Origin of the sequence: Streptomyces sp. NPDC046712, from assembly GCF_040645695.1 — a bacterium.
Lineage (GTDB): Bacteria > Actinomycetota > Actinomycetes > Streptomycetales > Streptomycetaceae > Streptomyces.
Window position 1 is genome coordinate 75461 of the sequence record NZ_JBEYYW010000001.1, and the last position, 21523, is coordinate 96983.

Here is a 21523-nt window from a genome sequence, read left to right on the forward strand (position 1 = left end):
TGCGTAGCTTGGCTGGAAGCAGAGCATCCCCACTTGTGGTCCGGGCCGCAGGGCTTACTGCCGTCGTTCGACACAGATTTCCCTTGAGCCGCAAGGAGATCGCACGATGCTGCCCTGGAAACACGCGCTCAGAGCCCTCTCGGTCCTGCTGCTGACCGCCGCCGCCACCCTCGCCCCCACGGCTTCCGCCCAGGCCGACACCGCCCCCAGCCGGGGCTGGAACGACTTCTCCTGCAAGCCCTCCGCCGCCCACCCGCGCCCGGTCGTCCTCGTCCACGGCACCTTCGGCAACTCCGTGGACAACTGGCTGGCCCTCGCGCCCTACCTGGTCAACCGTGGCTACTGCGTCTTCTCGCTCGACTACGGCCAGCTGCCGAGCGTGCCCTTCTTCCACGGACTCGGCCCGGTCGACAAGTCGGCCGAGCAGCTCGACGCCTACGTGGACAAGGTCCTCGCCGCCACCGGGGCGGCCGAGGCCGACCTCGTCGGGCACTCGCAGGGCGGCATGATGCCCCGCTACTACCTGAAGTTCCTCGGCGGGGCCGAGAAGGTCAACGCGCTCGTCGGGATCGCCCCCGACAACCACGGCACGACCCTCCTCGGCCTCACCAAGCTCCTGCCGTACTTCCCCGGCGTCGAGAAGTTCGTCGACGAGAAGACCCCGGGACTCGCCGACCAGGTGGCCGGCTCCCCGTTCATCACCAAGCTGAACGAGGGCGGGGACACGGTCCCGGGTGTCACGTACACGGTCATCGCGACCAAGTACGACGAGGTCGTCACCCCGTACCGCTCGGGGTTCCTCGACGGTCCGAACGTCACCAACGTCGTCATCCAGGACAAGTGCGCCCTGGACCTCTCGGAGCACGTGGCGATCGGGACGGTGGACCGGATCACGTTCCACGAGGTGACCAACGCCCTCGATCCGGCTCACGCGACCCCGACCACCTGCGCGTCCGTGATCGGCTGACGCCAGGGGGCACGGGTCAGCGGCTGTGCCGGCCCGCGGGCACCGACCTGCGGCGAACGGCCGCGAACAGCACCGACGCACCGAGCGCCAGGACGGCGGCGCCGCCGACCGCGATGTACGGGGTCGCGGCGTCGCCTCCGGTCTCGGCGAGGCTCTCGCCCGAACCGGAACCGGCGGCGGCGGGCTCGTTGGGCGCGGCCGGCTCCGAGGACGCGGGCGCGGGCGCCGTCGTGGCGGCCGGTGCGGCCGCCGTCTCCTTCGCCCCGGTGTCGGCCTTGTCGTCGCCGTGCCCGCCGTGCTCGACGGAGGACTTGTCCTCCCCGTCCTTGATCTCCTCGTCGGTCGGCGCGGACGCCGTCGGGGCCGCCGTACCGGCGCTGTCCTTCCCGAAGACGACGTCGGAGCAGGTGTAGAACGCCTCGGGGGAGTCGGAACGCTGCCAGATCGAGTAGATCAGGTGGCGGCCGGACTTGTTCGGCACGGTCCCGTCGAAGACGTAGTCGCCGTTCTCCATCCGCGGGTCGGTCACCGTCGCGAACGGCTTCGCCTCCAGGTCCGACCACTTCAGCGGCTTCGACGGGTCGTAGCCGTCCTTGGTGACGTACAGCTCGAAGGAGCCCTTGTGCGGGGCGGTCCCCTTGTAACGGAAGGTGTGCGCACCGGAGTTCAGCTTGCCGGCCGGCCAGTCACCGCGGGCCAGGTCGAGCCCCCGGTACTTGTCGTTGCCGGCGCTGCACAGCTTGCCGTCCGGGATCAGCTCGCGGTGCTTCCCCGCGGCGTTGGCGATGTTCACCGCGTTCCAGTCGTAGAACGCCTGCGTCCCGCTCGCCGCCACCGCCGCCTTGCACGCCGCCGACTTCGGGCTCTCCGGCCCCTCCGCGTAACAGGCCGAGACCCGGCTCACCGGATCCGTCATCGACCCGTGCGCGACGGCCGGCGCGGCGGCCAGCCCGGCGAGCGCGAGCGGCGCGATTCCGAGAGTGAGAACGGTGGCGGCCGTACGGCGAACAGTCATGGTGGGCAACTCCTTCGAGGGGGGATGCGTGGGGTTGCCCTGCAAGCTAGCCGCCGGAAGCCGCGAAAAAGCCGGTGGAGAGGGGGAGACGGCGATCCTTAGGATGCCTTTAAGGCGGAGGTAAGAGGTGCCTGAGGAACAGGCCCCGAAGCCGCCGACGGCCTGGACGCCACCGACTTCCGGCAGGGCCGCTGGACATCGCGGATCGCCGGATTCGTCGTCGAACCGGCCCTGGGACGGGGGCGCCCTACCCCAGCCGCCGGTAGCGCCGCTCCGGGCGCCCCGTCCCGCCGTACCGCAGTGTGATCTCCGCGCGGCCCGTCTCCGCGAAGTACTCCAGATAGCGCCGGGCGCTCACCCGGGACAGGGAGCCCGCCTCCGCGCACTCCGTCGCCGACAGGCCCTCCGGGTGCGCCCGCAGGATGCCGTCCACCAGCTCCGCCGTGGGCGCGGCGAGGCCCTTCGGGAGTTCGCGCGAGCCCGGCGGGCGGGTGCCGAAGATCTGGTCCACGTCCTCCTGGCGGGCCTCGTCCAAGGTGTCCAGGCGCGTGCGCAGTGAGGCCACGTGCCGCAGCTGCTCCTGCAGGGCGGCCTGGTTGAAGGGCTTGATCAGATAGTGCAGCGCCCCCGCCCGGAGTGCCGAGCGGATCATGCCGGCGTCCCGCGCCGCCGTGATGAACAGGGCGTCGACGGCGAGACCGGTCCCGCGCAGCTCGCGCAGCACGCTGATCCCGTCCATGTCGGGCAGGAAGATGTCGAGCAGCACCAGATCCGGGCGCAGCCGGTCTGCCAGGCGCAGCGCCTCCGCGCCGCTGTGCGCGACCCCGACGACGGAGAAACCGTCCACAGTCGACACATAACGGCTGTGCAGCTTGGCGACCATGAAGTCGTCGTCCACCACCAGCACCTTTGTCACGTCGACACGCTAGGTCGCGACCACAAGGACCACAACGTCCGTTGATTGCGGAAGAGAGACAGCTTCTTAACGCGCAGGCAACATGTGGGCCACTTCACATCATCCCTATCGAGAGGCGGCACACGTGCGTCTGCGCACCCCCCTCGCCCTGCTCGGGGCCGCGCTGCTGGTGTTGGTGGGGCCGCCCCTGCTCTCCACCGGCAGCGGCTCCGACACCGGCACACAGATACCGGGACTGCGGTTCATGGTCCCCAACACACCCGGCGGCGGGTACGACATCACCGCCCGCACCGCGGCCAAGAACGCCGAGGACGCCGGTCTCACCACCGACATCGAGGTCTTCAACCTGCCCGGCGCCGGCGGCACCGTCGGCCTGACCCGGCTCGTCGGCGAGCACGGCAACGGCCGGGTCGCGATGTCCATGGGTCTCGGCGTCGTCGGAGCGGTCCACACCAACAAGACCCCGAAGACCCTCGCCGACACCACCCCGATCGCCCGGCTCACCATGGAGCAGGACATCGTCGTGGTCGGCAAGAACTCCCCGTACAAGACCATCCAGGACCTGCTCGCCGCCTGGAAGAAGGACCCCGGCAAGCTGCCCGTCGGCGGCGGCTCCTCGCCCGGCGGACCCGACCACCTCGCCCCCATGCTGATGGCCCAGGCCGCCGGCATCGCGCCGAAGAGCGTCAACTACATCCCCTTCGACGGCGGCGGCGAACTCCTCGCCTCCATCCTCGGCAACAAGGTCGCCTTCGGCGTCTCGGGCGTCGGCGAGTACCTCGACCAGATCAACTCCGGTGAGCTGCGGCTCCTCGCCGTCACCGGCGCCGAGCGGGTCCCCGGCCTGGACGCCCCCACCCTGCGCGAGGCCGGACTCCACACCGAGTTCATCAACTGGCGCGGGATCGTCGCCCCGCCCGGCCTCTCCGACGCCGAGCGCGAGAAGCTCGTCGGCCTGGTGACGAAGCTGCACGACTCCCCGCAGTGGCGCGAGTCGCTGAAGAAGAACAACTGGAACGACGCCTTCCTGCCCGGCGAGGAGTTCGGCGCCTTCCTCACCGAGCAGGACAAGCGGGTCGGCTCGGTTCTGAAGGAGCTGGGACTGTGACGACCACGACCACGACCACGACCACACCGACAGCGAAGAAGTCATGGCTGCGGGAGCACTCCGAACTCGGGGTCAGCGCCCTGCTGCTCCTCATCGGTGTCCTCGTCCTCACCGACGCCCTCACCATGACCGTCGACATCGCCCAGCGCGGCCCCGTCGGCCCCAAGACCGTCCCGGTCGTCGTCGGCGCAGGTCTCCTCGTCGTCGCCGTCCTTCTCGCGATCGACGTCCTGCGCGGCGGCCGCGGCGAGTCCGAGGGCGGCGAGGACATCGACCTCTCCGAACCGAGCGACTGGCGCACGGTCCTGCTCCTCGCCGGAGTCTTCCTCGCCTTCGCCGTCCTCATCGGACCGGTCGGCTTCCCCGTCGCCGGAGCCCTGCTCTTCTGGGGCGCGGCCTACGCCCTCGGCAGCCGCCACCTCCACCGCGATCCGCTGATCGCCGCCGGACTCTCCCTCCTCACCTATGTCGTCTTCAACAACCTGCTCGGAGTTCCGCTGCCCGGCGGCCCGCTGATGGGAGTGCTCTGACCATGGACTCACTGAACTCCCTGATCGACGGTTTCGGCACCGCCCTGACCCCGATGAACCTGCTCTGGGCGGCCATCGGCGTGCTCCTCGGCACCGCCATCGGCGTTCTGCCCGGCATCGGTCCCGCCATGGCGGTCGCGCTGCTGCTGCCGGTGACGTACGGACTCGAACCGACCGGCGCCTTCATCATGTTCGCCGGTATCTACTACGGAGCCATGTTCGGCGGCTCCACCACCTCGATCCTGCTCAACACCCCCGGTGAGAGCGCGGCCGTCGTCGCCGCCATGGAGGGCAACCCCATGGCCAAGGCCGGCCGCGGCGCACAGGCGCTCGCGGCCGCCGCCATCGGCCACTTCGCCGGCGGCATGATCGGCACGCTCCTGCTCGTCGCGCTCGCCCCGACCGTCGCCGCGCTCGCCGTCGACATCGGCGCGCCCGACTACTTCGCCATCATGGTCCTCGCGTTCATCGCGGTGACCTCCGTCCTCGGCTCCTCCCGCATCCGCGGGCTCGCCTCACTCCTCATCGGCCTCACCCTCGGCCTGGTCGGCCTCGACCAGATGACCGGCCAGCAGCGCCTCACCTTCGGCTCGCTCCAGCTCGCCGACGGCATCGACGTCGTGATCGTCGCGGTCGGCCTCTTCGCCATCGGCGAGGCCCTGTGGGTCGCCGCCCATCTGCGCCGGAGCGCCGGCGAGGCCATCCCGGTCGGACGTCCGTGGCTGGGCAAGGACGACGTGCGGCGCACCTGGAAGTCCTGGCTGCGCGGCCCCGTCATCGGCTTCCCGTTCGGCGCGATCCCGGCCGGCGGCGCGGAGATCCCGACCTTCCTGTCGTACGTCACCGAGAAGCGGCTCTCCAAGCACAAGGACCAGTTCGGCAAGGGCGCCATCGAAGGCGTCGCCGGACCCGAGTCCGCCGCCTCCGCCTCCGCCGCCGGCACGCTCGTCTCCATGCTCACCCTGGGCCTGCCGACGACGGCCGTCGCCGCCGTCATGCTCGCGGCCTTCCAGCAGTACGGCATCCAGCCCGGGCCGCTGCTCTTCGAACGCGAACCCGACCTGGTCTGGGGCCTGATCGCCTCGCTCTTCGTCGGCATGGTCCTGCTGCTCGCGCTCAACCTGCCGCTCGCCCCGGTCTGGGCCAAGCTTCTGCGCATCCCGCGCCCGTACCTCTACGCCGGCATCCTCTTCTTCGCCGCCGTCGGCGCGTACGCGGTGGGCGGCGAGGCGCTGGACCTGATCCTCCTGCTGATCATCGGCCTGATCGGCTTCGGTATGCGCCGCTACGGCCTCCCGGTGCTGCCCGCCGTCATCGGCGTCATCCTCGGCCCGGCCGCCGAACAGCAGCTGCGCCGCGCCCTGCAGATCAGCGACGGCTCGCTGGCCGGCCTGGTGAACACGCCCTTCTCGGTGACGGTCTACACCGTGATCGCGATCCTGCTGGCCTGGCCGCTGCTTAAGAAGGTGATCGTCCGCCGTCGTAACGTGTCGGCATGACACAGGACATCCGCCCCCTACGCCCTGCGGCGTGGGGGGACCCCCTCGCCCTGACCCCCGACGTCCTCCGGGTGAAGGCCGTGACCGACGCGGCCTACCACCACTACATCGAACGGATCGGTCTCGTGCCGGCCCCGATGGAGGCGGACCACGCGGCGGACGTGGCCGCGGGGAGGGTGTTCGTCGCCGGCGACCCGGTGGTCGGCCTCGTGGTCCTCAGGACCGAGGCCGACCACCTCTATCTCGACAACATCGCCGTGCACCCCGACGCCCAGGGCACGGGGCTCGGCCGCCGCCTGCTGGCCTTCGTGGAATCCCGCGCACGCGAGCTCGGTCTCCCCGAGGTCCGGCTGCTCACCAACGCGATGATGTGGGAGAACCAGAAGCTGTACGAGCGCTACGGCTACGAGGTCGTCGAGCGGCGGATGGACGGACCGTACGACCGTATTCATTACCGCAAGCTTCTCAACTCGCCGCCGATAGGGTGAGTTTCGGACAGTCGGCGGCTTGATCCGATATCCCTTGCGGACGACACCACCCCCCACCGCCCGAAGGGACATCCCCGATGCGACTCCGTCTCGCCCTCGCCGCCGGCACCCTCCTGGTCGCCGCCACCGCGACCGCCGCCCACGCCGGCCCCGGCGACCAGCTCTCCGTCGACAGCTACGGAACCGTCGCCGCCGACGGCACGGTCACCGTCTCCGGCACCTACCGCTGCCTGGACGACAGCTCCGGCCCGGTCTTCGTGAGCAGCACGCTCGTCCAGGAGGAGCACTCCGCCGGGATCGGCGGCACCCGGGCCGTCTGCGACGGCCGGGAGCGCACCTGGTCCAACGCGGGCGTCGTGAAGGAGCCGCACTACCGCGCGGGCACCGCACGGGTGAAGGCCACCCTCATGCAGCTCACGAACACCGGGCCGATGGGTCTGCCGATGCCCGGCTTCCTCGCCATGGAGGAGTCGGACGTCACGCTGCGCTGAGCAGCGTGGCCAGCCCCTCCCTGCCGTACACCTCGAGCTCGTCGAGGGCCGCGACCGCGCAGGCCGCCGCCTCCGGGTCGGAGGCGGCCAGGCCGCTCGCCTCGAACTCGTCCTCGTCGAGCCGCAGCACCTCGCTGCCGTCCGCCGACACCCACAGATCCAGGTCCAGATCCTCGACCACGACCTCCGCGCCGTCGATCGCGGCCGGCCGCGTGACATCGCAGTACCAGCCCTTGAGCGTCCCGTCGGCGGAACGGACCTCCTTCACCGCGTACCAGCGGTCGCGCCAGTAGTGCTCGACGAACACATCACCCGACTCGAACCGTACGAAGCCGAAGTCCCGTACGCCCTCGGCCGCCCACGGAGCGCGGACCGACAGCCGCGTGCCGTCGTCGGCGACGACCTCGGCGGGGTAGCGGATCTTCGTGCGCCCCGCCTTCATGAGCACGACCTCAACCGAGCGTGCGGGCATGACGTACCTCCGTCGCGCAGATCTCGTATCCGAACCACTTGTTGATCGCCAACATCGGTTCGTTGCCGGCGTCGTTGCCGGTGAACGCCTCCGTGCAGCCGGCCGCGCGGGCCCGGTGCAGGGAGTGGGTCTTCGCGAGCTTGGCGAGACCGCGTCCGCGGAAGGCCGGGTCGGTGCCGGTCATCCCGGAGTTGTAGCGTCCCAGGCCGTCGGTCTGGGCGGCGGTGAACGCGGCGGGCCGGCCGTCGACGACCGCGACGGTGGTCAGTTCGCGGTCGAACAGCGGGTGGTTCCACGTGGTCGCCAGCCAGTGCTCGTAGTCCGTCAGCCGGGTGCCGACGTCGCCGGGCTCGTCGGCCGTGGTCAGCGCGTCGAGCACGAACAGCGGACGGGGATCGGCGCCGAACTCGGCGGCGCTCCGCAGCTCGACACCGGTCGGGGCCTCCGGGAGCGGCGGCAGCTCGGCGGAGGTGAGGTCGAGACGGAGGAAGTGCGCGGAGCGGCGCGCGGCGTACCCGTGGCGCTCGGCGAAGGCACGGAACGCCGGCTCGTCGAGCACCCAGCTGTAGAGGGTGGTCGCCCCGTGGTGTGCGAGGTGCTCCTCGGAGGCCCGCACCAGCAGTGTGCCGGCACCGAGCCCGCGCTTCTCCGGGTCGACGTAGACGTTGACCGATCCGACACCGGCCTCGGGCGCGTCGTGCGCGATACGGAGCTGGGAGGTGCCGACGATCTCCCCGTCGATCTCGGCGACCAGCGGACGCTCGTGCGCGTCGGGATGGGAGTGGGCCCAGTCGAAGGCCACCTGGGCGGCGTTCGCCAACATGAACGGGAGCGCGGCGCGCCGGACGCGGGCGAAGCCCTCGGCGTCCTCAGGTCGCACATCACGGACGATCACAGTCATGGTCTCGCACGGTACGGGCCGAAGTGGCGCGGCCGCCTCCCATTTTCCCGGGGGTCGGAGGCAGAATCGGGCCGTGACATTGCGAATCACCGTGGACACGGACTCGTCGACCGCCCCGTACGAACAACTGCGCGCCCAGATCTCGGAGCGCGCCCGCTCAGGTGCTCTGCCGGTCGGCTACAAGCTGCCGACGGTACGCGGCCTGGCGGAGGAGCTGGGCCTCGCGGCGAACACGGTCGCCAAGGCGTACAAGTCGCTGGAGGCGGACGGGGTGATCGAGACGCGCGGCCGCCACGGCACGTTCGTGGCGGCGGCGGGCGACGCGGCGACCCGCCTGGCGGCGAGCGCGGCGGCGACCTACGCGGCCGAGGCGCGGCGCCTGGGCCTGACCCGCGAAGCCGCGGACTCGGCGGTGGCGGACGCGCTGCGGGCGACGTACGGCGGTTGATCCGCGCGCGCCGCGGCCGGAGGGCCTACAGGTACAGGCCCGCCTCGGGGGTGCGGGATTCCGGGATGCCCGCCGGGGACGTGCCGCGGCGCAAGGCGAACAGCTCCGCCAGCGTCGCGCCGTCACGGCCCACCCCCTCCTCCGTGCCCAGCCACCCCACCGCCTCGTTCCGCGTCAGCCCGCCCACCTCGATCCGCGCCAGGCACCGGCCGGGCCGGACCACCGCCGGGTGCAGCCGCTCCAGGTCCTCGTTGGTCGTGACGCCGACGAGGACGTTGCGGCCCTGGCCGAGCAGCCCGTCCGTCAGGTTCAGGAGCCGGGACAGCGCCTGCCCCGCCGTGTGCTTCGCCTCGCCCCGGATCAGCTCGTCGCAGTCCTCCAGGAGCAGCAGCCGCCACCGCCCCTTCGCCGTGCCCTCGTCCTCGCCGATCGCGATGTCCATCAGATACCCGACGTCGTTGAAGAGCCGCTCCGGGTCCAGGACGCAGTCCACCTGGCACCAGTCCCGCCACGACCGGGCGAGTGTGCGCAGCGCGGACGTCTTGCCCGTCCCCGGCGGCCCGTGGAGCAGCAGCAGCCGCCCCGCGATGTCGTCCGGCGTGACCTTCATCAGCCGGTCCATCGCGTCGGCGACCGGCGCCGTGTAGTTGGGCCGGATCTCCTCCCACGTCCCCGCGCTGATCTGACGGGTCGTACGGTGCGGGCCGCGCCGCGGCGACACGTACCAGAAACCCATGGTCACGTTCTCGGGCTGCGGCTCGGGGTCGTCCTTCGCCCCGTCCGTCGCCTCCTTGAGGATCTTCTCCGCCAGCTCCGCCCCGGTCGCCGTGACGGTGACGTCCGCGCCCCGGTTCCAGCGGGAGACCAGCAGGGTCCAGCCCTCGCCCTCGGCGAGCACGGCGCTGCGGTCGTCGTCCTTGGCCGCGCGCAGCACCTTCGCGCCGGACGGAAGAAGCGTCGCGGCGGGCTTCACCCGGTCCAGGGTGGTGCTGTGCGAGTGCGGCTGCTCGCCGGTCGCGAAGCGGCCGAGGAACAGCGCGTCGACGACGTCGGCGGGCGAGTCGCTGTCGTCGACGGTGAGCCGCATCGGCAGTGCCTGCTGCGGCTCGGACGGCGAGGGCCCCTCGGATGGCGTGGCTGACATGGCGACCATGATCCGGCAATCGGGCATTCCGTGCACGGTGTTTTGAACGGGACGATCCCGCGGGTCGCGGTGGTGGCGGCCACCGCGACCCGCGGGATCAGAGCCCGTACCGGCCGACCGCCCGCAGAGCCCCCCGAGCCCGGCGCACCACCGCGTACCCCTTGGTCAGCACCCGGTCCGCGGCGAAGGTGCGCCCGATCGCCCGGCCCTCCACGAGCCGTTCGAACTCCTCGATGCCGGTGGACCGCCGCACGGTCACCCGCTCCAGGGCGTACGGCCCCTGGCTGCGCCGCGCCGTCGCGTTGCCGACGGCGAGGGCCTGGGCGTACCCGGCCGCCCGGACCGTCCGCCGGACGCGCCGGTCGGAGTAGCCGTACGGGTACGCGAAGGACACCGGCGCCCGGCCCAGTTCCTCCCGGAGGATCTCCCTGCACCGCAGGGTCTCGTACCAGAGCCGCCGGTCGTCGACCTGGTCGAGCTGCGGATGGGTGTGGGTGTGCCCGCCGATCTCCGTACCGGATTCGGTCAGTTCGCGCACCTGCTCCCAGTCGAGCATGGTGTCCAGGGCCCCGCCCTCGTCGTACGCACCGCGCAGCCAGCCCGTGGAGACGAAGAGCGTCGAGGAGAAGCCGTGCTTGGTCAGCACCGGCAGCGCGTGCCGGTGCACCCCCTCGTATCCGTCGTCGAAGGTGATCAGGACCGGGCGCGCGGGCAGGGGCCCGCCCGTGCGCCAGGCCGTGGCCAGTTCGGCGGTGGTGAGCGGGGTGAGGCCGCGGTCGGCCACCACCGCCATCTGTTCGGCGAACGCCTCGGGCGTGACGGAGAGCCGGTGGGTGGCCGGGGCCGGCCGCCGGTCGACCGCGTGATACATCAGGATCGGTACGGGTGCGGTCACGCGGCCACCTCCGGAGCGGCCGCCGTCCCCGCCGTCGCCTGCGTGGTTGTCGGCGTCTCTGCCGGCGTCCTTGTCGGCGTGGCCTCCGACCAGGAGGGGATCGGGCCCGACGAGAACGTCGCCCCGCCCCCGCGCGCCTGCCACGCGCCCCGCACCAAGCCCGCGGCCGCCACCGCCACGCCCGTCACGATCGCGCCCGCCCGGCCCGCGCCGCCGGGGCGACCGAGCAGGGCGTCGCGCAGTCCGCGTGCCACACCGACCGGCAACACCCGGGTGGTGTAACGCCGTTCGGCCTCCAGACCCTCGCCGGCCCCGACGCTCCGGGACACCAGCGCCTTGGAGAGCCCCTCGGCGTACGTCCGGCTGCGGAAGTAGCCGAACCGCTCGCGGGCGGCCGGAACCTTGTGGTGGATGACGGACCGGTCGTCGATCAGCAGCACCGCCTCGGGGAGCGCCTGGGAGAGCCGAATGCACAGCTCCGTCTCCTCGCAGCCGAGCGGCCGCTTGTCGCCGTCCCGCCCGATGCCGGTGGCGAAGCCGCCCGCCACGTCGAAGGCCGTACGCCGGAAGGAGGCGTTGCCCCCCAGCACATTGCGTACCCGGACCCGCCCCGGCGGCAGGCCGCGGTACGTACAGCCGACGACCCAGTCGAACTCCTCGGGGAACCAGACCGGCCGCCGGCCCGACGCCCAGGAGGGCAGGGTCCGGCCGCCGACGGCCATCACGCCCGGGTCGTCGTAGCCCTCGGCGAAGTACCGCAGCCAGTCGCGCTCGGCCACGGCGTCGTCGTCGAGGAAGGCCACGAACTCGCCGCGTGACGCGGCGATTCCGGTGTTGCGGCCGGAGGAGAGGCCGCGGGGGCCCGCGTTGGCGAGCACCCGCACCTCCTCACGTACCGCCTCGTCCTGGAACTCCTCGGCCAGCCGGGCGAGGAGCCGCTCGTTGTGGTCGACCACGAGCAGGATCTCCAGCGCCGGATGCGACTGCGTCCGTACGGAGTCGACCGCCGCGAGGATGTCCTCCCAGCGCTCCTCCGTGTAGACGCAGATCACGACCGAGAACCGGCGGTCGCTCAAGACGCCTCTCCTCGGGGGATGTTGACGGAGAAGGCGGTGGGTCGGCGGCGCGCCGCACGTCTCACGCCCTTCTCCTTGAGGATGACCTTCAGCACCCGGATGCCGTCGCGGACGGCGTTGAGGTTGCTGACGCCGTGGATGCGCAGGTACTCGTGGCTCGGCACCTCCTGGACCTTCAGGCCGGCCTTGACGACCCGGATGTTGATCAGGGTCTCGATCTCGAAGCCGGTGCAGTCCAGGGTGACCTCGTCGAGGCAGCGGCGCCAGAAGGCGTTGTAGCCGTAGCAGAGATCGGTGTAGCGGGCGCCGAACTTCCGGTTGACCAGGGCGCACAGCGCCCAGTTGCCGAGCCGGCGGATCGGCGTCATGTCGTCCGTGCCGCCGCCGTTGGCGAAGCGGGATCCCTTGGCGAAGTCGGCGCCGCCGACCAGGGCGGAGACGTAGGAGACGATCTCCTGGCCGTCGGCCGAGCCGTCCGCGTCGACCATCACGATGATGTCGCCGGTGCAGGCGGCGAATCCGCTGATGAGGGCGTCGCCCTTGCCTTTGCCGACCTGCTTGACCACCTTGACGTCGGGCCACAGTTCGCGGGCGACACGGACGGTGTCGTCGGTGGAGTTTCCGTCGACGAGAACGACTTCGTGGATCCAGTCCGGAAGCGTCTTGAAGACGTAAGGAAGATTTTCCGCTTCGTTCATCGCGGGGATGACCACACTCACCGGCGGAGTGATCGCCAAATGCGAGGTGATCGCCTTGTATTGAGCGGCTATCAGGCTCTGGTCCGCGGTTTCGTGGCCGGTGACGGCCGGGCGCAGGAATGAGCTCATGACTGGTGTTTCCCTCTCGTCCGGTGGACCGCCCGCCCCCGGGCTGTCCGGTGGTCTGTCCGGTTCGAAAGGGGGGTACTCACCCCGTCCGCGCGGCAGCAATCGCCGCAGGGCATGGGTGAGTTGGCATCTCAAGCCGCGCGGCACGCGACTCGGCGACACGCATGCGAACGCCGAGCACAGCACCCCCCTACCGCGCCCCGCTCCGGGACCATCGCGACGCTAGAGCCCTCCCCTGAGCCGCTTTGCATGATGGACCGATGCGGGTGAGATGTACGACGGTATTGATGAATGCGACTGTATGGCAAGTCCTGGATCGGCGACTCCCCTTTCTGCTAATTGGCGAGCCTTCTGCGGTCGGATACGGAACCGTCCCGATCGGATTTTCACAATCCGTTTGTCGGGAGTTGCCTTTGGGGTCAGATGAAACTCCTGGTAATTCCCGTGCGAATTAATTTCGATCGCATGATCCATCAGCTGGCTTGATTTCGACGGTCGCTGACGGTGTGTCGGCACCTTCTCGCCAAATCTTCTTGGCATGGACACTTCCAGCAGGGCCGATGCGCTGCTACTACCAAGTAACGCAGAGATCCTGCTACAGGGAGGTTCCATGAAACTGTCCCGATTCGCGGCTTTCTCGTCCTCGCTCCTGCTCGGCTCCGTCCTCGCCCTCACCGGGGCGGGAGCCGCGCAGGCCGCCGAAACCGCCGCCCTCGACTACGTGGCGCTGGGTGACTCGTACTCCTCGGGTGTGGGTGCGGGGAGTTACGACGGCGCCAGCGGCGACTGCAAGCGCTCCACCAAGGCCTTCCCCGTCCTCTGGAAGAACGCGAACTCACCCTCGTCGTTCGCTTTCACGGCGTGCTCGGGCGCCCGAACGGGTGATGTCACGAGCGGTCAGCTCGGACCCCTCTCCACCGCCACCGACCTGGTGTCCATCACCATCGGCGGCAACGACGCCGGCTTCGCGGACGTCATGACCACCTGCGTACTCCAGTCGGAAGCCACCTGTATCAACCGAGTGAATCAGGCCAAGGCCTACGTCGACACCACGCTGCCCGGCAAGCTCGACGCGGTGTATTCGGCCATCAGAGCCAAGGCTCCGAACGCCCGTGTCGTCGTCCTCGGATACCCCCGCTTCTACAAGCTCGGCGGCAGCTGTGTCGCCGGCCTGAGCGAGAACGAGCGTCGCGCCATCAACGACGGATCCGACTACCTCAACGCCGCCACCGCCAAGCGCGCGGCCGACCACGGCTACACCTTCGCGAGCGTCGTCCCGGCCTTCACCGGACACGAGATCTGCTCGGGCTCGTCCTGGCTGCACAGTGTCAACTGGCTCAACATCGGCGAGTCCTACCACCCCACCGCCGGCGGACAGTCCGGCGGCTACCTGCCCACCTTCAACTCTGCGGCGTAGCCGACCCGCTCGGGGAGGTGGCCCCGTCCGTCGGGGTCGCCTGCTCGCAGGTCAGCGAGAACGCCACCCAGTTCGAGCGCGCCTCGACCGGGGCGCGCACCTCCAACCGGATCCGGTCGCGACGCGTGTCGTCCGCCCGGTACGTCAGTTCGGTGTGCTCGACCCTCTTCTCCCGCGGGCCGTCCGCACGGAACTCCAGCGTCTGCCAGTCCGCCGCCGAGCTCTCGCCGCTCTCCGTCACCCAGCGGTACTCCACCGAGACGGGCGTACGCCCCACGGTGACCGCCGCGGCGAAGGAGGGAGCCGAGGACTCCGGCGGCGGACAGGGCCCGCTGTAACTGCCGCGCAGGGCCCGCGCGTGCACCAGGACCTTCTGCGCGGGCGGCGGTGTGGTGTGCGTCGCGGGAGGGCTTGTCGTCGTGGCGGTGGTGGCGGGTGTCGTCGACGGAGTGTTCGTCGCCGGCGCGCTCGTGGCCGGCGCGCTGCTCGTGGGCCCGCCGCCCGGTCCCCTGTCGCCGTCCTGGTTCCGCAGCAACGCGTACGTCAGTCCGCCCACCGCAAGCAGCAGGAGGGCGATCCCGGCGGCGAGCACGGTGCCGGCCCGGCCCCGGCGGTCCTCGGGCCGCGGGCTCCCGGGCGGCGGGGTCTGCGGGAGCGGGGCGTGGGGGAGGGGCATCGGGGGAGTGGGCTCGGTGGTCACGGTCGCGCGCTCGGGTCCGTGCGGCTCGGCATGCACCGGCCCCGACCGCGGCGTCCCGCCCGCGCCCACGAGTCTCAACTGCCGCTCCGCCTCGGCCGCCGAAATCCGCTCCTGCGGCTCCTTGCGCAGCAGCCCTTCGAGCACGGGAGTCAGTGGCCCGGCCCTGCGGGGCGGCGGAAGCTCCTCGTCCACCACGGCCCGCAGGGTGCTCAGCGGAGTGTCCTGACGGAAGGGCGAGCTGCCCTCCACCGCCGCGTAGAGGAGCACGCCGAGCGACCACAGGTCCGACGCGGGTCCCGGCGTGCGACCCAACGCCCGCTCCGGGGCGAGGAATTCGGGTGAACCGACCAGCTCGCCGGTCATCGTGAGGTTGGAGGTCCCCTCCACCGCCGCGATGCCGAAGTCGGTCAGGACGACCCGCCCGTCGTTGGCGAGCAGCACATTGCCCGGCTTCACGTCCCGGTGCAGCACCCCCGCCTCGTGCGCGGCGCGCAGCGCGGCCAGCACCTCGGCGCCGATGAGCGCGGCGCGCTGCGGCGGCATCGGGCCCTCCGCGTCCAGGACGTCCGAGAGGGTGAGCCCGCGGATCAGCTCCATGACGATCCAGGGCCGGTCGTCCTCGGTGGCCACGTCGTACACCGTCACCACGTTGCGGTGCGAGATCCGGGCGGCCGCCCATGCCTCCCGCTCCAGGCGTGCGTAGAGCCGGCGCTCGTCCTCACCGGCGATCCCCGCCGGGGCGCGGACCTCCTTGACGGCGACCTCGCGGCCCAGGACCTCGTCCCTGGCCCGCCAGACGGTGCCCATGCCGCCCTGGCCCAGGACGTCGAGGAGTCGGTACCGCCCCGCGATCACGGTCATGGCGCGTCCCCATTTCTCGTCCACCGGTGGAGCATTCCTGCCCCCGACCCGGGCACTTCGAACACCTCCCCGCGAGCCCGCGGTGATCTTGGTGTCGCAGATCACACACCGTCAGATGTCCACGACTGTCGACCTTGTGTGCAGGATGGTTCGTGACGGTTCGCCAGGTGTTCGAGCGCTGTCCAACTCACCCTGGAATCAGATGGATTCGGACAGTAGCCGTCAACCCCCGTACGAGTGCGGTGAATCCTGCCGCCGGGATACACGGGTGTCACAGCGGAGCGATAGGGTTAGCCTGCCCGGGCCGGGTGCCCTCGTTAGGGTGGGGAGTGACATGGAACAGATAGCAATGCGCAGCAGGCCGCGAGTGCCTGCCATCACGTGCGGGAGCAGTGCGACCAGTTCGCGGCTCGACCGTCATCTCGCGGTGCTCGGCGGCCCCGTCGTGCCGCAGCGCGAGGCGGCCGAGGCGACGCTTCTGATGCGGGAGCTGACATCGCGCGACGTCGCGCACAGCCGCCGCAGCAAGAGCGCACGCGTCTCGCTCTTCGCCCCCCTGCGCCGCCTGCGCCGCTCCCTCTTCGGCAGTAGGGGCTAGTCGCCCACCGGGAAGGGTTGTGGGCCATACGTTCCGCAGGGCTGGGGATCCCCCCAGGCGAAGCCCTGGGGGAGGGTGGGCACAACCCCGACGACGGCGCTCAGGCGTCCCCGCTCACGCCGTGGCCCGTCAGGCCACGACAGTGTCCACCCGTAGCGTCTCCAGCTCCGCCGGCCCCACCCCGAGTTCCGTGAGCACCGCATCCGTGTCCTCCCCCAACGCCGGGATGCGCCCCATCCGTGCTTCGGGCCCGTCCGGGAACGTGACCGGCGGCAGCAGCGTGCGCAGTGGTCCCGTCGGCGAGTCGACGAACCGCCACCGGTCCCGCGCCGTCAGCTGCGGATGCTCCGCCAGATCCGCGACCGTGTTCAGCCGCGCGCACGCCACCCCCGCCGCGTCCAGCCGTGCCAGCGCCTCCGCCGCCGTCAGCGGCGCCAGCGCGTCGGCCACCACCGCGTCCGTCTTCGCCCGCCCGGCCACCCGGGCCGTGTTCGTGGCGAAGGCCGGGTCGTCCGCCAGGTCCGGCCGGTCCAGGACCTGTTCGGCGAGCCGCCGCCACTCGCGGTCGTTCTGGACCGACAGCAGTACCAGGCTTCCGTCGGCGGTCGGATAGGCGTCGTACGGCGCGATGACGGCGTGCGCCAGGCCTGTGCGCGCCGGGGAAGTGCCCCCGTGCATCCCGTGGTGCAGCGGATGCCCCATCCACTCGGCCAGCGAGTCGAGCAGCGACACCTCCACCGGCCCGCCCCGCCCGGTCGTCCCTCGCCGCACCAGCGCGGCGAGGACGCCCGTGTACGCGTACATCCCCGCCGCGATGTCGGCGGCGGGGATCCCCGACTTGACCGGTTGCTCCTCCGTCCCGGTCACCGACACCAGACCGGCCTCGCACTGCACGAGCATGTCGTAGGCCCGCTTGTGCGCGTACGGCCCGCCGGGCCCGTACCCCGAGACGTCCACCGCGATCAGTCGCGGATGCGCGGCGCAGAGCGTGGCCGCGTCCAGGCCGAGGCGGGCCGCCGCGCCCTGGGCCAGGTTCTGGACGAAGACGTCGGCGCCGGCCACCAGCCGCCGCACCAGGTCGAGCCCCCGCCCGTCCTTGAGATCGACGGCCACCGACTCCTTGCCGCGGTTGCACCACACGAAGTGCGAGGCCAGGCCCCGCGCCGCCGTGTCGTACCCGCGCGCGAAGTCACCGCCGTCCGGGCGCTCGATCTTGATGACGCGGGCGCCCAGATCGGCGAGCTGGCGGGTGGCGAAGGGGGCGGCGACGGCCTGTTCGACGGCGATGACCGTGATCCCCTCCAGGGGGAGTGGCTGAGTGCTCATGACAGCCCTGCCTACCCTGCGGGCGGCGCCTTGTCACCGTCGCCCTCGTCACCCGCGCGTGTAGCGCCGCACGGCGAGCGGGGCGAAGACCGCGATGAGTACCAGCGACCAGAGCAGCGCCCCGGCCACCGGGTGCGCCACCGGCCAGGCGGCGTCCGCCGGCACGGTCGCGTTGCCGAAGAGCTCCCGTACGGCCGTCGTGACCGCCGAGATCGGGTTCCACTCGGCGACCGTCCGCAGCCAGGGGGCCATGTTCTCGGTCGGGATGTACGCGTTGGAGAGCAGCGGCAGCATGAACGTGGCGCTGCCCAGCTGGCCGGCCGCCTCCTCGCTCTGCGAGGCGAGACCGAGCAGGATGCCCACCCAGGTCATGGCGAAGCGGAAGAGCAGCAGCAGCCCGAAGGCGCCCAGCGCCTCCGCGGCCGTCCCCTCGATCCGCCAGCCCATGGCGAGCCCGACCAGGATCATCGGGACCATGCCGACCGCGCTCGTCACCAGGTCGGCGAGCGCCTGCCCCATCGGAACGGCGGACCGGCTGATCGGCATGGTCCGGAAGCGGTCCATCACGCCCCGGTGCGAGTCCTGGGCGGCCTGGAACATCCCCGTCATCAGCCCGCCCGCCGCCGTCGCCACGAGCAGACCGGGCACCAGATACGCCCGGTACTCGGCGCCCGGCATCGCGAGCGCGCTGCCGAAGACGTACCCGAAGAACAGCAGGAAGACGATCGGCATCGTCTGCGTCATGACGACGATCGCCGGGGCGTGCCGGACCTTCCGCAGATGACGGCCGAGCACTGCCCACCCGTCTCCCACCACCCTTGCAGAGGGCGCTCGGCGCGCACCTTCCCTTTCGTCATGGACGAGTGCGCTCATGCGACGAGCTCCTTGCGGTCGGTGAGGCGCAGGAACACCTCGTCGAGGGTGGGCGGACGCAGGGACGCGTCGACGATGTGGACCCCGGCCGCGTCGATCTCGCGGACGATCCGGGGGAGAGTGAGCGTGGTGTCCGTGGTCACCGCGCCGACCGTGCGCCGCTCGGCGTCCAGCGCGGGCGCGGAGCCGGTCAGCTGGTCCAGTACGGCCGCCGCGGCGTCCAGCAGCGCCGGGTCGGCGACGACCACCTCCGCCCAACTGCCGAGCATCGCCTTGAGTTCCGCCGGTGTGCCGCGGTGCGCGGCCCGGCCCTCGTCGATCAGCACGATGTCGTCGGCGAGCTGGTCGGCCTCCTCCAGGTACTGCGTGGTCAGCAGCACGGTCGTGCCCTGGGACGCCAACCCCCGTACGGCGTCCCAGATTTCGTTCCGGCTGTGCGGGTCGAGTCCGGTCGTCGGCTCGTCGAGGAAGAGGACCCGCGGCGGTACGAGCAGGCTCGCCGCGAGATCGAGTCGGCGCCGCATCCCGCCCGAGTAGGTCCGGGCGGGCCGCCCGGCCGCCTCCGTGAGTCCGAACCGGTCCAGGAGTTCGTCGGCGCGGGCGCGCGGGGCGCGCAGCAGCCTGGCGAAGAGCCGCAGGTTCTCGGCGCCGGTGAGATCCCCGTCGACCGAGGCGTACTGCCCGGTGACCGCGATCCGCTTCCGCACCCCCGCCGGGTCGCGCACCACGTCGTGGCCCGCGACCCGGGCGCTGCCGGCGTCCGGGGCGACCAGTGTGGTGAGGACCCGGACGGCGGTCGTCTTGCCCGCGCCGTTCGGGCCGAGGATGCCGCAGACCGTGCCCTCCGGGACGGCGAGATCGAGCCCGCGCAGGGCGTGGACCTCGGCATACCGCTTCTGCAGACCTTCACTAAGTACAGCGTACGTAGTAGTCATGGCCCGACCATACCCCACTACGTACGCTGTACGTAACTAGGATGGTGGGGAGGTGATGATCAATGGCGGGCCGAGCGGCCGAACCGGAAGTGATCTGGGCGCGCCCCGAGCGTGCGGGCCGTGGCCCGAAACCGGCGTACAGCAGGGCCGACATCGTGGCCGCCGCGGTGCGCCTCGCCGACGCCGACGGGATCGACGCGCTCTCGATGCGCCGGATCGCGGCCGACATCGGCTGCGGCACGATGTCGCTCTACAACTACGTCCCGCGCAAGGAGGATCTGTACGAGCTGATGGTCGATGCCGTCAGCGGCGAGTACGACCTCCCCGACCCTCCGAGCGGGGACTGGCGCGCGGACATGCTCCATGTGGCGCGCGAGGCCCGGGGCATCCTGCGCCGCCACCCCTGGGTGATCAGGCTGATGACGACCGGGTACGCCTTCGGCCCCAACGCGCTGCGCTTCCTCGAAGGATGCCTGGCCTGCCTGGACGGCCTCGACCTGCCGGGCGGCACCAAGATGGAGCTGATCGCGACGGTCAACGGCACGGTGATGACGCTCGTCGCCAACGAACTCGCCCTCGCCGAGCGGGCCCGGGGACTGCCCTGGTCCGAGGAGCAGGAGCAGGCCGTGCGCGGGGCCTATCTGATGGGGCAGCTCGTGGGCGGCGCCTACCCCAGACTGGCCGCGGTGTTCGGCGAGGCCGGCGTCGAACGCCTCGACCCCGAGGAGATCTTCGACCGGACGCTGGGGAGGGTGCTCGACTCGTTCGTCCGGGGCTAGGCCCTCGCCGGCGGGCAGCCCCTACCCGCCGGGCAGCCCCTCTCCGCCGGTAGCCCCTAGAGCAGCGCGAACTGGCCCTCCGGGCCCTCCTCCTGGTGGTCCAGTACGGAGGCGGGGCGACGGGCCGCGTCGGGTACGGGCGGCACGCCCGCCTCCCGCAGCGCGGCCCGGGTCAGCAGGGGGCCCTCGGCGAGCGCCGCGCACTCCCGGCCCCGCTCGGCGAGCAGCGCGAGAACGGTGATCAGCTCAAGGAGTTCCGAGGTCCACTCCTGCGGCCAGGCCGCCGGTCCGATCGCCTCCAGGGTGCCCGGCTCGGCCTGAGCCGTCCGGTGCGCGAACCACTGCTCCAGCATCCGTACGCCGCTGACCTGGAAATCCCACGCCTCGGGCGGCACGGGGGAGATCCGGCCCTCGTCCAGGGTGAGGGTCTCCTCCTCGGGCTCGTACGCGAGCGCGGTCGGCCGGGCCGGGATCGGCGCCCGCACATAGGGGCGCCGGCCACCGGGCAGGCGGGGCCGTTCGCCGCCGCGGGCGCCCCGCAGCTGGATCTCCGTGAGCCGCCGGCCGAGCTCCAAACCCGTGGCCCAGACGTCCGGGTCCGCCGGGAGCGGAACGCGGCATCCGGCGGGGGAGGGGCGGGCGGCCGCCACGGCCCAGGCCAGTACGTCGGGGGCGGTGACCCGGCGTCCGTACCGCTCGCTCAGCACGGGCAGCAGGCCGGGCGCGATGTTCGGCTCCTCGCCCCCGGGGCGGCGGAACAGCGGACGGATCCGGCCCGGGCGCCCGGCGGGGGAACGTCCGGCGGGCAGCGCCGCGGTCACCAGGAGGGCGGGACCGGCCGCCCCCGGCACATATCCCTGTTCCACGGCGAAGAGCTGCCGCTCGTCGGCGACCCGCCACAGCTCGGGGCGGGCGGTGTCGATGAGCCGGTGATCGGGGAGCAGCCACTGCTCGTCGAACGGGCCGTTGGCCAGCCGTACCGGCTCCGGACATGGCCCGGACTCACGGGCGAACCGGACCGTACCGGTCCGCCGGCCCGGCAGCGCGGCCACCGAACTCGACGGCGTACGCGCCCGGCTGGGCCGGAACAGCTCCTCGCGCTCGGCCCCCTCCGCCTCGATCAGCCGACTCCAGCGGGCGCGCAGCGTACGGATGTCGGGCGCCACGATCCAGGACCTGCCGAGCCGCAGCGGTGCGACGGACCACGGCATCAGCTCGTCCAGGAGGGGCGCGTCGTCCAGCGGTACGTCTTCGGTC

At 71.6% G+C, this 21523-nt stretch carries 23 protein-coding genes; 10 read left to right on the forward strand and 13 right to left on the reverse strand.

The genetic code is table 11. The annotated features are described in order from the left end of the window. The first annotated feature begins 106 nt into the window (after window positions 1–106). The gene (locus ABZ939_RS00335; protein WP_361846916.1) at window positions 107–967 is read left to right on the forward strand and encodes an alpha/beta fold hydrolase; all 861 of its coding nucleotides are present in this window, start codon (window positions 107–109) and stop codon (window positions 965–967) included. Window positions 968–983: 16 nt separating this feature from the next. Here ABZ939_RS00335 and ABZ939_RS00340 read toward each other — a convergent pair whose 3' ends face one another. Further along, a complete protein-coding gene (locus ABZ939_RS00340; protein ID WP_361846919.1) occupies window positions 984–1982 on the reverse strand; it encodes a lytic polysaccharide monooxygenase in 999 nt (332 codons plus the stop codon). 247 nt (window positions 1983–2229) lie between these two features. After that, the gene (locus ABZ939_RS00345) at window positions 2230–2898 is read right to left on the reverse strand and encodes a response regulator (protein ID WP_361846922.1); all 669 of its coding nucleotides are present in this window, start codon (window positions 2896–2898) and stop codon (window positions 2230–2232) included. Window positions 2899–3022: 124 nt separating this feature from the next. On the opposite strand from ABZ939_RS00345, the gene ABZ939_RS00350 reads away from it, so the two are divergent. The 5 genes from ABZ939_RS00350 to ABZ939_RS00370 all read left to right on the forward strand — a co-directional run bounded on the left by ABZ939_RS00350 (window position 3023) and on the right by ABZ939_RS00370 (window position 7014). Beyond that, window positions 3023–4006 carry a tripartite tricarboxylate transporter substrate binding protein gene (locus ABZ939_RS00350; RefSeq protein WP_361846925.1) on the forward strand — a complete coding sequence of 328 codons (984 nt, stop codon included), beginning with the start codon at window positions 3023–3025 and terminating at the stop codon, window positions 4004–4006. Next, window positions 4003–4536, forward strand: coding sequence for a tripartite tricarboxylate transporter TctB family protein (locus ABZ939_RS00355; protein WP_361846928.1), 534 nt, complete (start codon window positions 4003–4005; stop codon window positions 4534–4536). The genes ABZ939_RS00350 and ABZ939_RS00355 overlap by 4 nt, the downstream gene beginning before the upstream one ends. A 2-nt stretch (window positions 4537–4538) precedes the next feature. After that, window positions 4539–6035, forward strand: coding sequence for a tripartite tricarboxylate transporter permease (locus ABZ939_RS00360; protein WP_361846931.1), 1497 nt, complete (start codon window positions 4539–4541; stop codon window positions 6033–6035). Beyond that, window positions 6032–6523 (forward strand): GNAT family N-acetyltransferase, encoded by a 492-nt coding sequence (locus ABZ939_RS00365; RefSeq protein ID WP_361846934.1) that lies wholly within the window; start codon window positions 6032–6034, stop codon window positions 6521–6523. Before ABZ939_RS00360 ends, ABZ939_RS00365 begins: the two co-directional genes overlap by 4 nt. A gap of 77 nt (window positions 6524–6600) precedes the next feature. After that, window positions 6601–7014, forward strand: a complete 414-nt coding sequence (locus ABZ939_RS00370) for a DUF6299 family protein (RefSeq protein ID WP_361846937.1) — start codon at window positions 6601–6603, stop codon at window positions 7012–7014. Here ABZ939_RS00370 and ABZ939_RS00375 read toward each other — a convergent pair. Both ABZ939_RS00375 and ABZ939_RS00380 read right to left on the reverse strand, forming a co-directional pair. Continuing rightward, a complete protein-coding gene (locus ABZ939_RS00375) occupies window positions 7001–7486 on the reverse strand; it encodes a DUF402 domain-containing protein (RefSeq protein ID WP_361846940.1) in 486 nt (161 codons plus the stop codon). The two genes, ABZ939_RS00370 and ABZ939_RS00375, sit on opposite strands and share 14 nt — an antisense overlap. Beyond that, window positions 7467–8387 (reverse strand): GNAT family N-acetyltransferase, encoded by a 921-nt coding sequence (locus ABZ939_RS00380; protein ID WP_361846943.1) that lies wholly within the window; start codon window positions 8385–8387, stop codon window positions 7467–7469. Before ABZ939_RS00380 ends, ABZ939_RS00375 begins: the two co-directional genes overlap by 20 nt. Window positions 8388–8460: 73 nt before the next feature. Between ABZ939_RS00380 and ABZ939_RS00385 the strand changes: the two genes are divergently transcribed. After that, entirely contained in the window at window positions 8461–8835 is a 375-nt protein-coding gene (locus tag ABZ939_RS00385) for a GntR family transcriptional regulator (protein WP_361846946.1), read from the forward strand. 25 nt (window positions 8836–8860) lie between these two features. Here ABZ939_RS00385 and ABZ939_RS00390 read toward each other — a convergent pair whose 3' ends face one another. The 4 genes from ABZ939_RS00390 to ABZ939_RS00405 form a co-directional block, all read right to left on the reverse strand. Beyond that, window positions 8861–9988, reverse strand: coding sequence for a DUF5925 domain-containing protein (locus ABZ939_RS00390; RefSeq protein ID WP_361846949.1), 1128 nt, complete (start codon window positions 9986–9988; stop codon window positions 8861–8863). Between the two features lie 88 nt (window positions 9989–10076). Further along, complete coding sequence (locus ABZ939_RS00395; protein ID WP_361847913.1) at window positions 10077–10850, reverse strand: polysaccharide deacetylase family protein; 774 nt, start codon at window positions 10848–10850, stop codon at window positions 10077–10079. A gap of 20 nt (window positions 10851–10870) precedes the next feature. Then, complete coding sequence (locus ABZ939_RS00400; RefSeq protein WP_361846952.1) at window positions 10871–11950, reverse strand: glycosyltransferase family 2 protein; 1080 nt, start codon at window positions 11948–11950, stop codon at window positions 10871–10873. Then, window positions 11947–12777: a glycosyltransferase family 2 protein gene (locus ABZ939_RS00405; protein WP_361846955.1), complete on the reverse strand. Its 831-nt coding sequence runs from the start codon at window positions 12775–12777 to the stop codon at window positions 11947–11949. The genes ABZ939_RS00400 and ABZ939_RS00405 overlap by 4 nt, the downstream gene beginning before the upstream one ends. Window positions 12778–13387: 610 nt before the next feature. Here ABZ939_RS00405 and ABZ939_RS00410 point away from each other — a divergent pair. Then, entirely contained in the window at window positions 13388–14194 is an 807-nt protein-coding gene (locus ABZ939_RS00410; protein ID WP_361846957.1) for an SGNH/GDSL hydrolase family protein, read from the forward strand. Here the strand turns inward: ABZ939_RS00410 and ABZ939_RS00415 are convergent. Next, window positions 14178–15755, reverse strand: a complete 1578-nt coding sequence (locus ABZ939_RS00415; protein WP_361847915.1) for a serine/threonine-protein kinase — start codon at window positions 15753–15755, stop codon at window positions 14178–14180. The two genes, ABZ939_RS00410 and ABZ939_RS00415, sit on opposite strands and share 17 nt — an antisense overlap. Window positions 15756–16089: 334 nt before the next feature. Here ABZ939_RS00415 and ABZ939_RS00420 point away from each other — a divergent pair, with 334 nt between their 5' ends. Next, entirely contained in the window at window positions 16090–16353 is a 264-nt protein-coding gene (locus ABZ939_RS00420; protein WP_361846960.1) for a hypothetical protein, read from the forward strand. A 129-nt stretch (window positions 16354–16482) separates the two neighbouring features. Here ABZ939_RS00420 and ABZ939_RS00425 read toward each other — a convergent pair whose 3' ends face one another. From ABZ939_RS00425 to ABZ939_RS00435, 3 genes are read right to left on the reverse strand one after another with little or no spacing between them, the layout of a single operon-like run. Beyond that, window positions 16483–17679: a CaiB/BaiF CoA-transferase family protein gene (locus ABZ939_RS00425; protein WP_361846963.1), complete on the reverse strand. Its 1197-nt coding sequence runs from the start codon at window positions 17677–17679 to the stop codon at window positions 16483–16485. A gap of 48 nt (window positions 17680–17727) precedes the next feature. Continuing rightward, window positions 17728–18552, reverse strand: coding sequence for an ABC transporter permease (locus ABZ939_RS00430; protein ID WP_361846965.1), 825 nt, complete (start codon window positions 18550–18552; stop codon window positions 17728–17730). Continuing rightward, window positions 18549–19487 (reverse strand): ATP-binding cassette domain-containing protein, encoded by a 939-nt coding sequence (locus tag ABZ939_RS00435; protein WP_361846968.1) that lies wholly within the window; start codon window positions 19485–19487, stop codon window positions 18549–18551. The genes ABZ939_RS00430 and ABZ939_RS00435 overlap by 4 nt, the downstream gene beginning before the upstream one ends. 62 nt (window positions 19488–19549) lie before the next feature. Between ABZ939_RS00435 and ABZ939_RS00440 the strand changes: the two genes are divergently transcribed. Then, a complete protein-coding gene (locus ABZ939_RS00440) occupies window positions 19550–20266 on the forward strand; it encodes a TetR/AcrR family transcriptional regulator (RefSeq protein WP_361846971.1) in 717 nt (238 codons plus the stop codon). 56 nt (window positions 20267–20322) lie between these two features. On the opposite strand, the gene ABZ939_RS00445 is transcribed toward ABZ939_RS00440, so the two are convergent. Beyond that, entirely contained in the window at window positions 20323–21477 is a 1155-nt protein-coding gene (locus ABZ939_RS00445) for a type ISP restriction/modification enzyme (RefSeq protein ID WP_361847918.1), read from the reverse strand. Window positions 21478–21523: the final 46 nt, after the last annotated feature.

Bases quoted from the DNA above. Each gene is read 5' to 3' on its own strand.
- ABZ939_RS00410 (WP_361846957.1), top strand. From the start codon at position 13,388: ATGAAACTGTCCCGATTCGCGGCTTTCTCGTCCTCGCTCCTGCTCGGC.
- ABZ939_RS00370 (WP_361846937.1), top strand. From the start codon at position 6,601: ATGCGACTCCGTCTCGCCCTCGCCGCCGGCACCCTCCTGGTCGCCGCC.
- ABZ939_RS00365 (WP_361846934.1), top strand. From the start codon at position 6,032: ATGACACAGGACATCCGCCCCCTACGCCCTGCGGCGTGGGGGGACCCC.
- ABZ939_RS00375 (WP_361846940.1), bottom strand. From the start codon at position 7,486: ATGCCCGCACGCTCGGTTGAGGTCGTGCTCATGAAGGCGGGGCGCACG.
- ABZ939_RS00380 (WP_361846943.1), bottom strand. From the start codon at position 8,387: ATGACTGTGATCGTCCGTGATGTGCGACCTGAGGACGCCGAGGGCTTC.
- ABZ939_RS00395 (WP_361847913.1), bottom strand. From the start codon at position 10,850: ATGTATCACGCGGTCGACCGGCGGCCGGCCCCGGCCACCCACCGGCTC.
- ABZ939_RS00440 (WP_361846971.1), top strand. From the start codon at position 19,550: ATGGCGGGCCGAGCGGCCGAACCGGAAGTGATCTGGGCGCGCCCCGAG.
- ABZ939_RS00430 (WP_361846965.1), bottom strand. From the start codon at position 18,552: ATGAGCGCACTCGTCCATGACGAAAGGGAAGGTGCGCGCCGAGCGCCC.
- ABZ939_RS00390 (WP_361846949.1), bottom strand. From the start codon at position 9,988: ATGGTCGCCATGTCAGCCACGCCATCCGAGGGGCCCTCGCCGTCCGAG.
- ABZ939_RS00425 (WP_361846963.1), bottom strand. From the start codon at position 17,679: ATGAGCACTCAGCCACTCCCCCTGGAGGGGATCACGGTCATCGCCGTC.
- ABZ939_RS00420 (WP_361846960.1), top strand. From the start codon at position 16,090: ATGGAACAGATAGCAATGCGCAGCAGGCCGCGAGTGCCTGCCATCACG.
- ABZ939_RS00360 (WP_361846931.1), top strand. From the start codon at position 4,539: ATGGACTCACTGAACTCCCTGATCGACGGTTTCGGCACCGCCCTGACC.
- ABZ939_RS00435 (WP_361846968.1), bottom strand. From the start codon at position 19,487: ATGACTACTACGTACGCTGTACTTAGTGAAGGTCTGCAGAAGCGGTAT.
- ABZ939_RS00405 (WP_361846955.1), bottom strand. From the start codon at position 12,777: ATGAGCTCATTCCTGCGCCCGGCCGTCACCGGCCACGAAACCGCGGAC.
- ABZ939_RS00335 (WP_361846916.1), top strand. From the start codon at position 107: ATGCTGCCCTGGAAACACGCGCTCAGAGCCCTCTCGGTCCTGCTGCTG.
- ABZ939_RS00445 (WP_361847918.1), bottom strand. From the start codon at position 21,477: ATGCCGTGGTCCGTCGCACCGCTGCGGCTCGGCAGGTCCTGGATCGTG.
- ABZ939_RS00340 (WP_361846919.1), bottom strand. From the start codon at position 1,982: ATGACTGTTCGCCGTACGGCCGCCACCGTTCTCACTCTCGGAATCGCG.
- ABZ939_RS00415 (WP_361847915.1), bottom strand. From the start codon at position 15,755: ATGACCGTGATCGCGGGGCGGTACCGACTCCTCGACGTCCTGGGCCAG.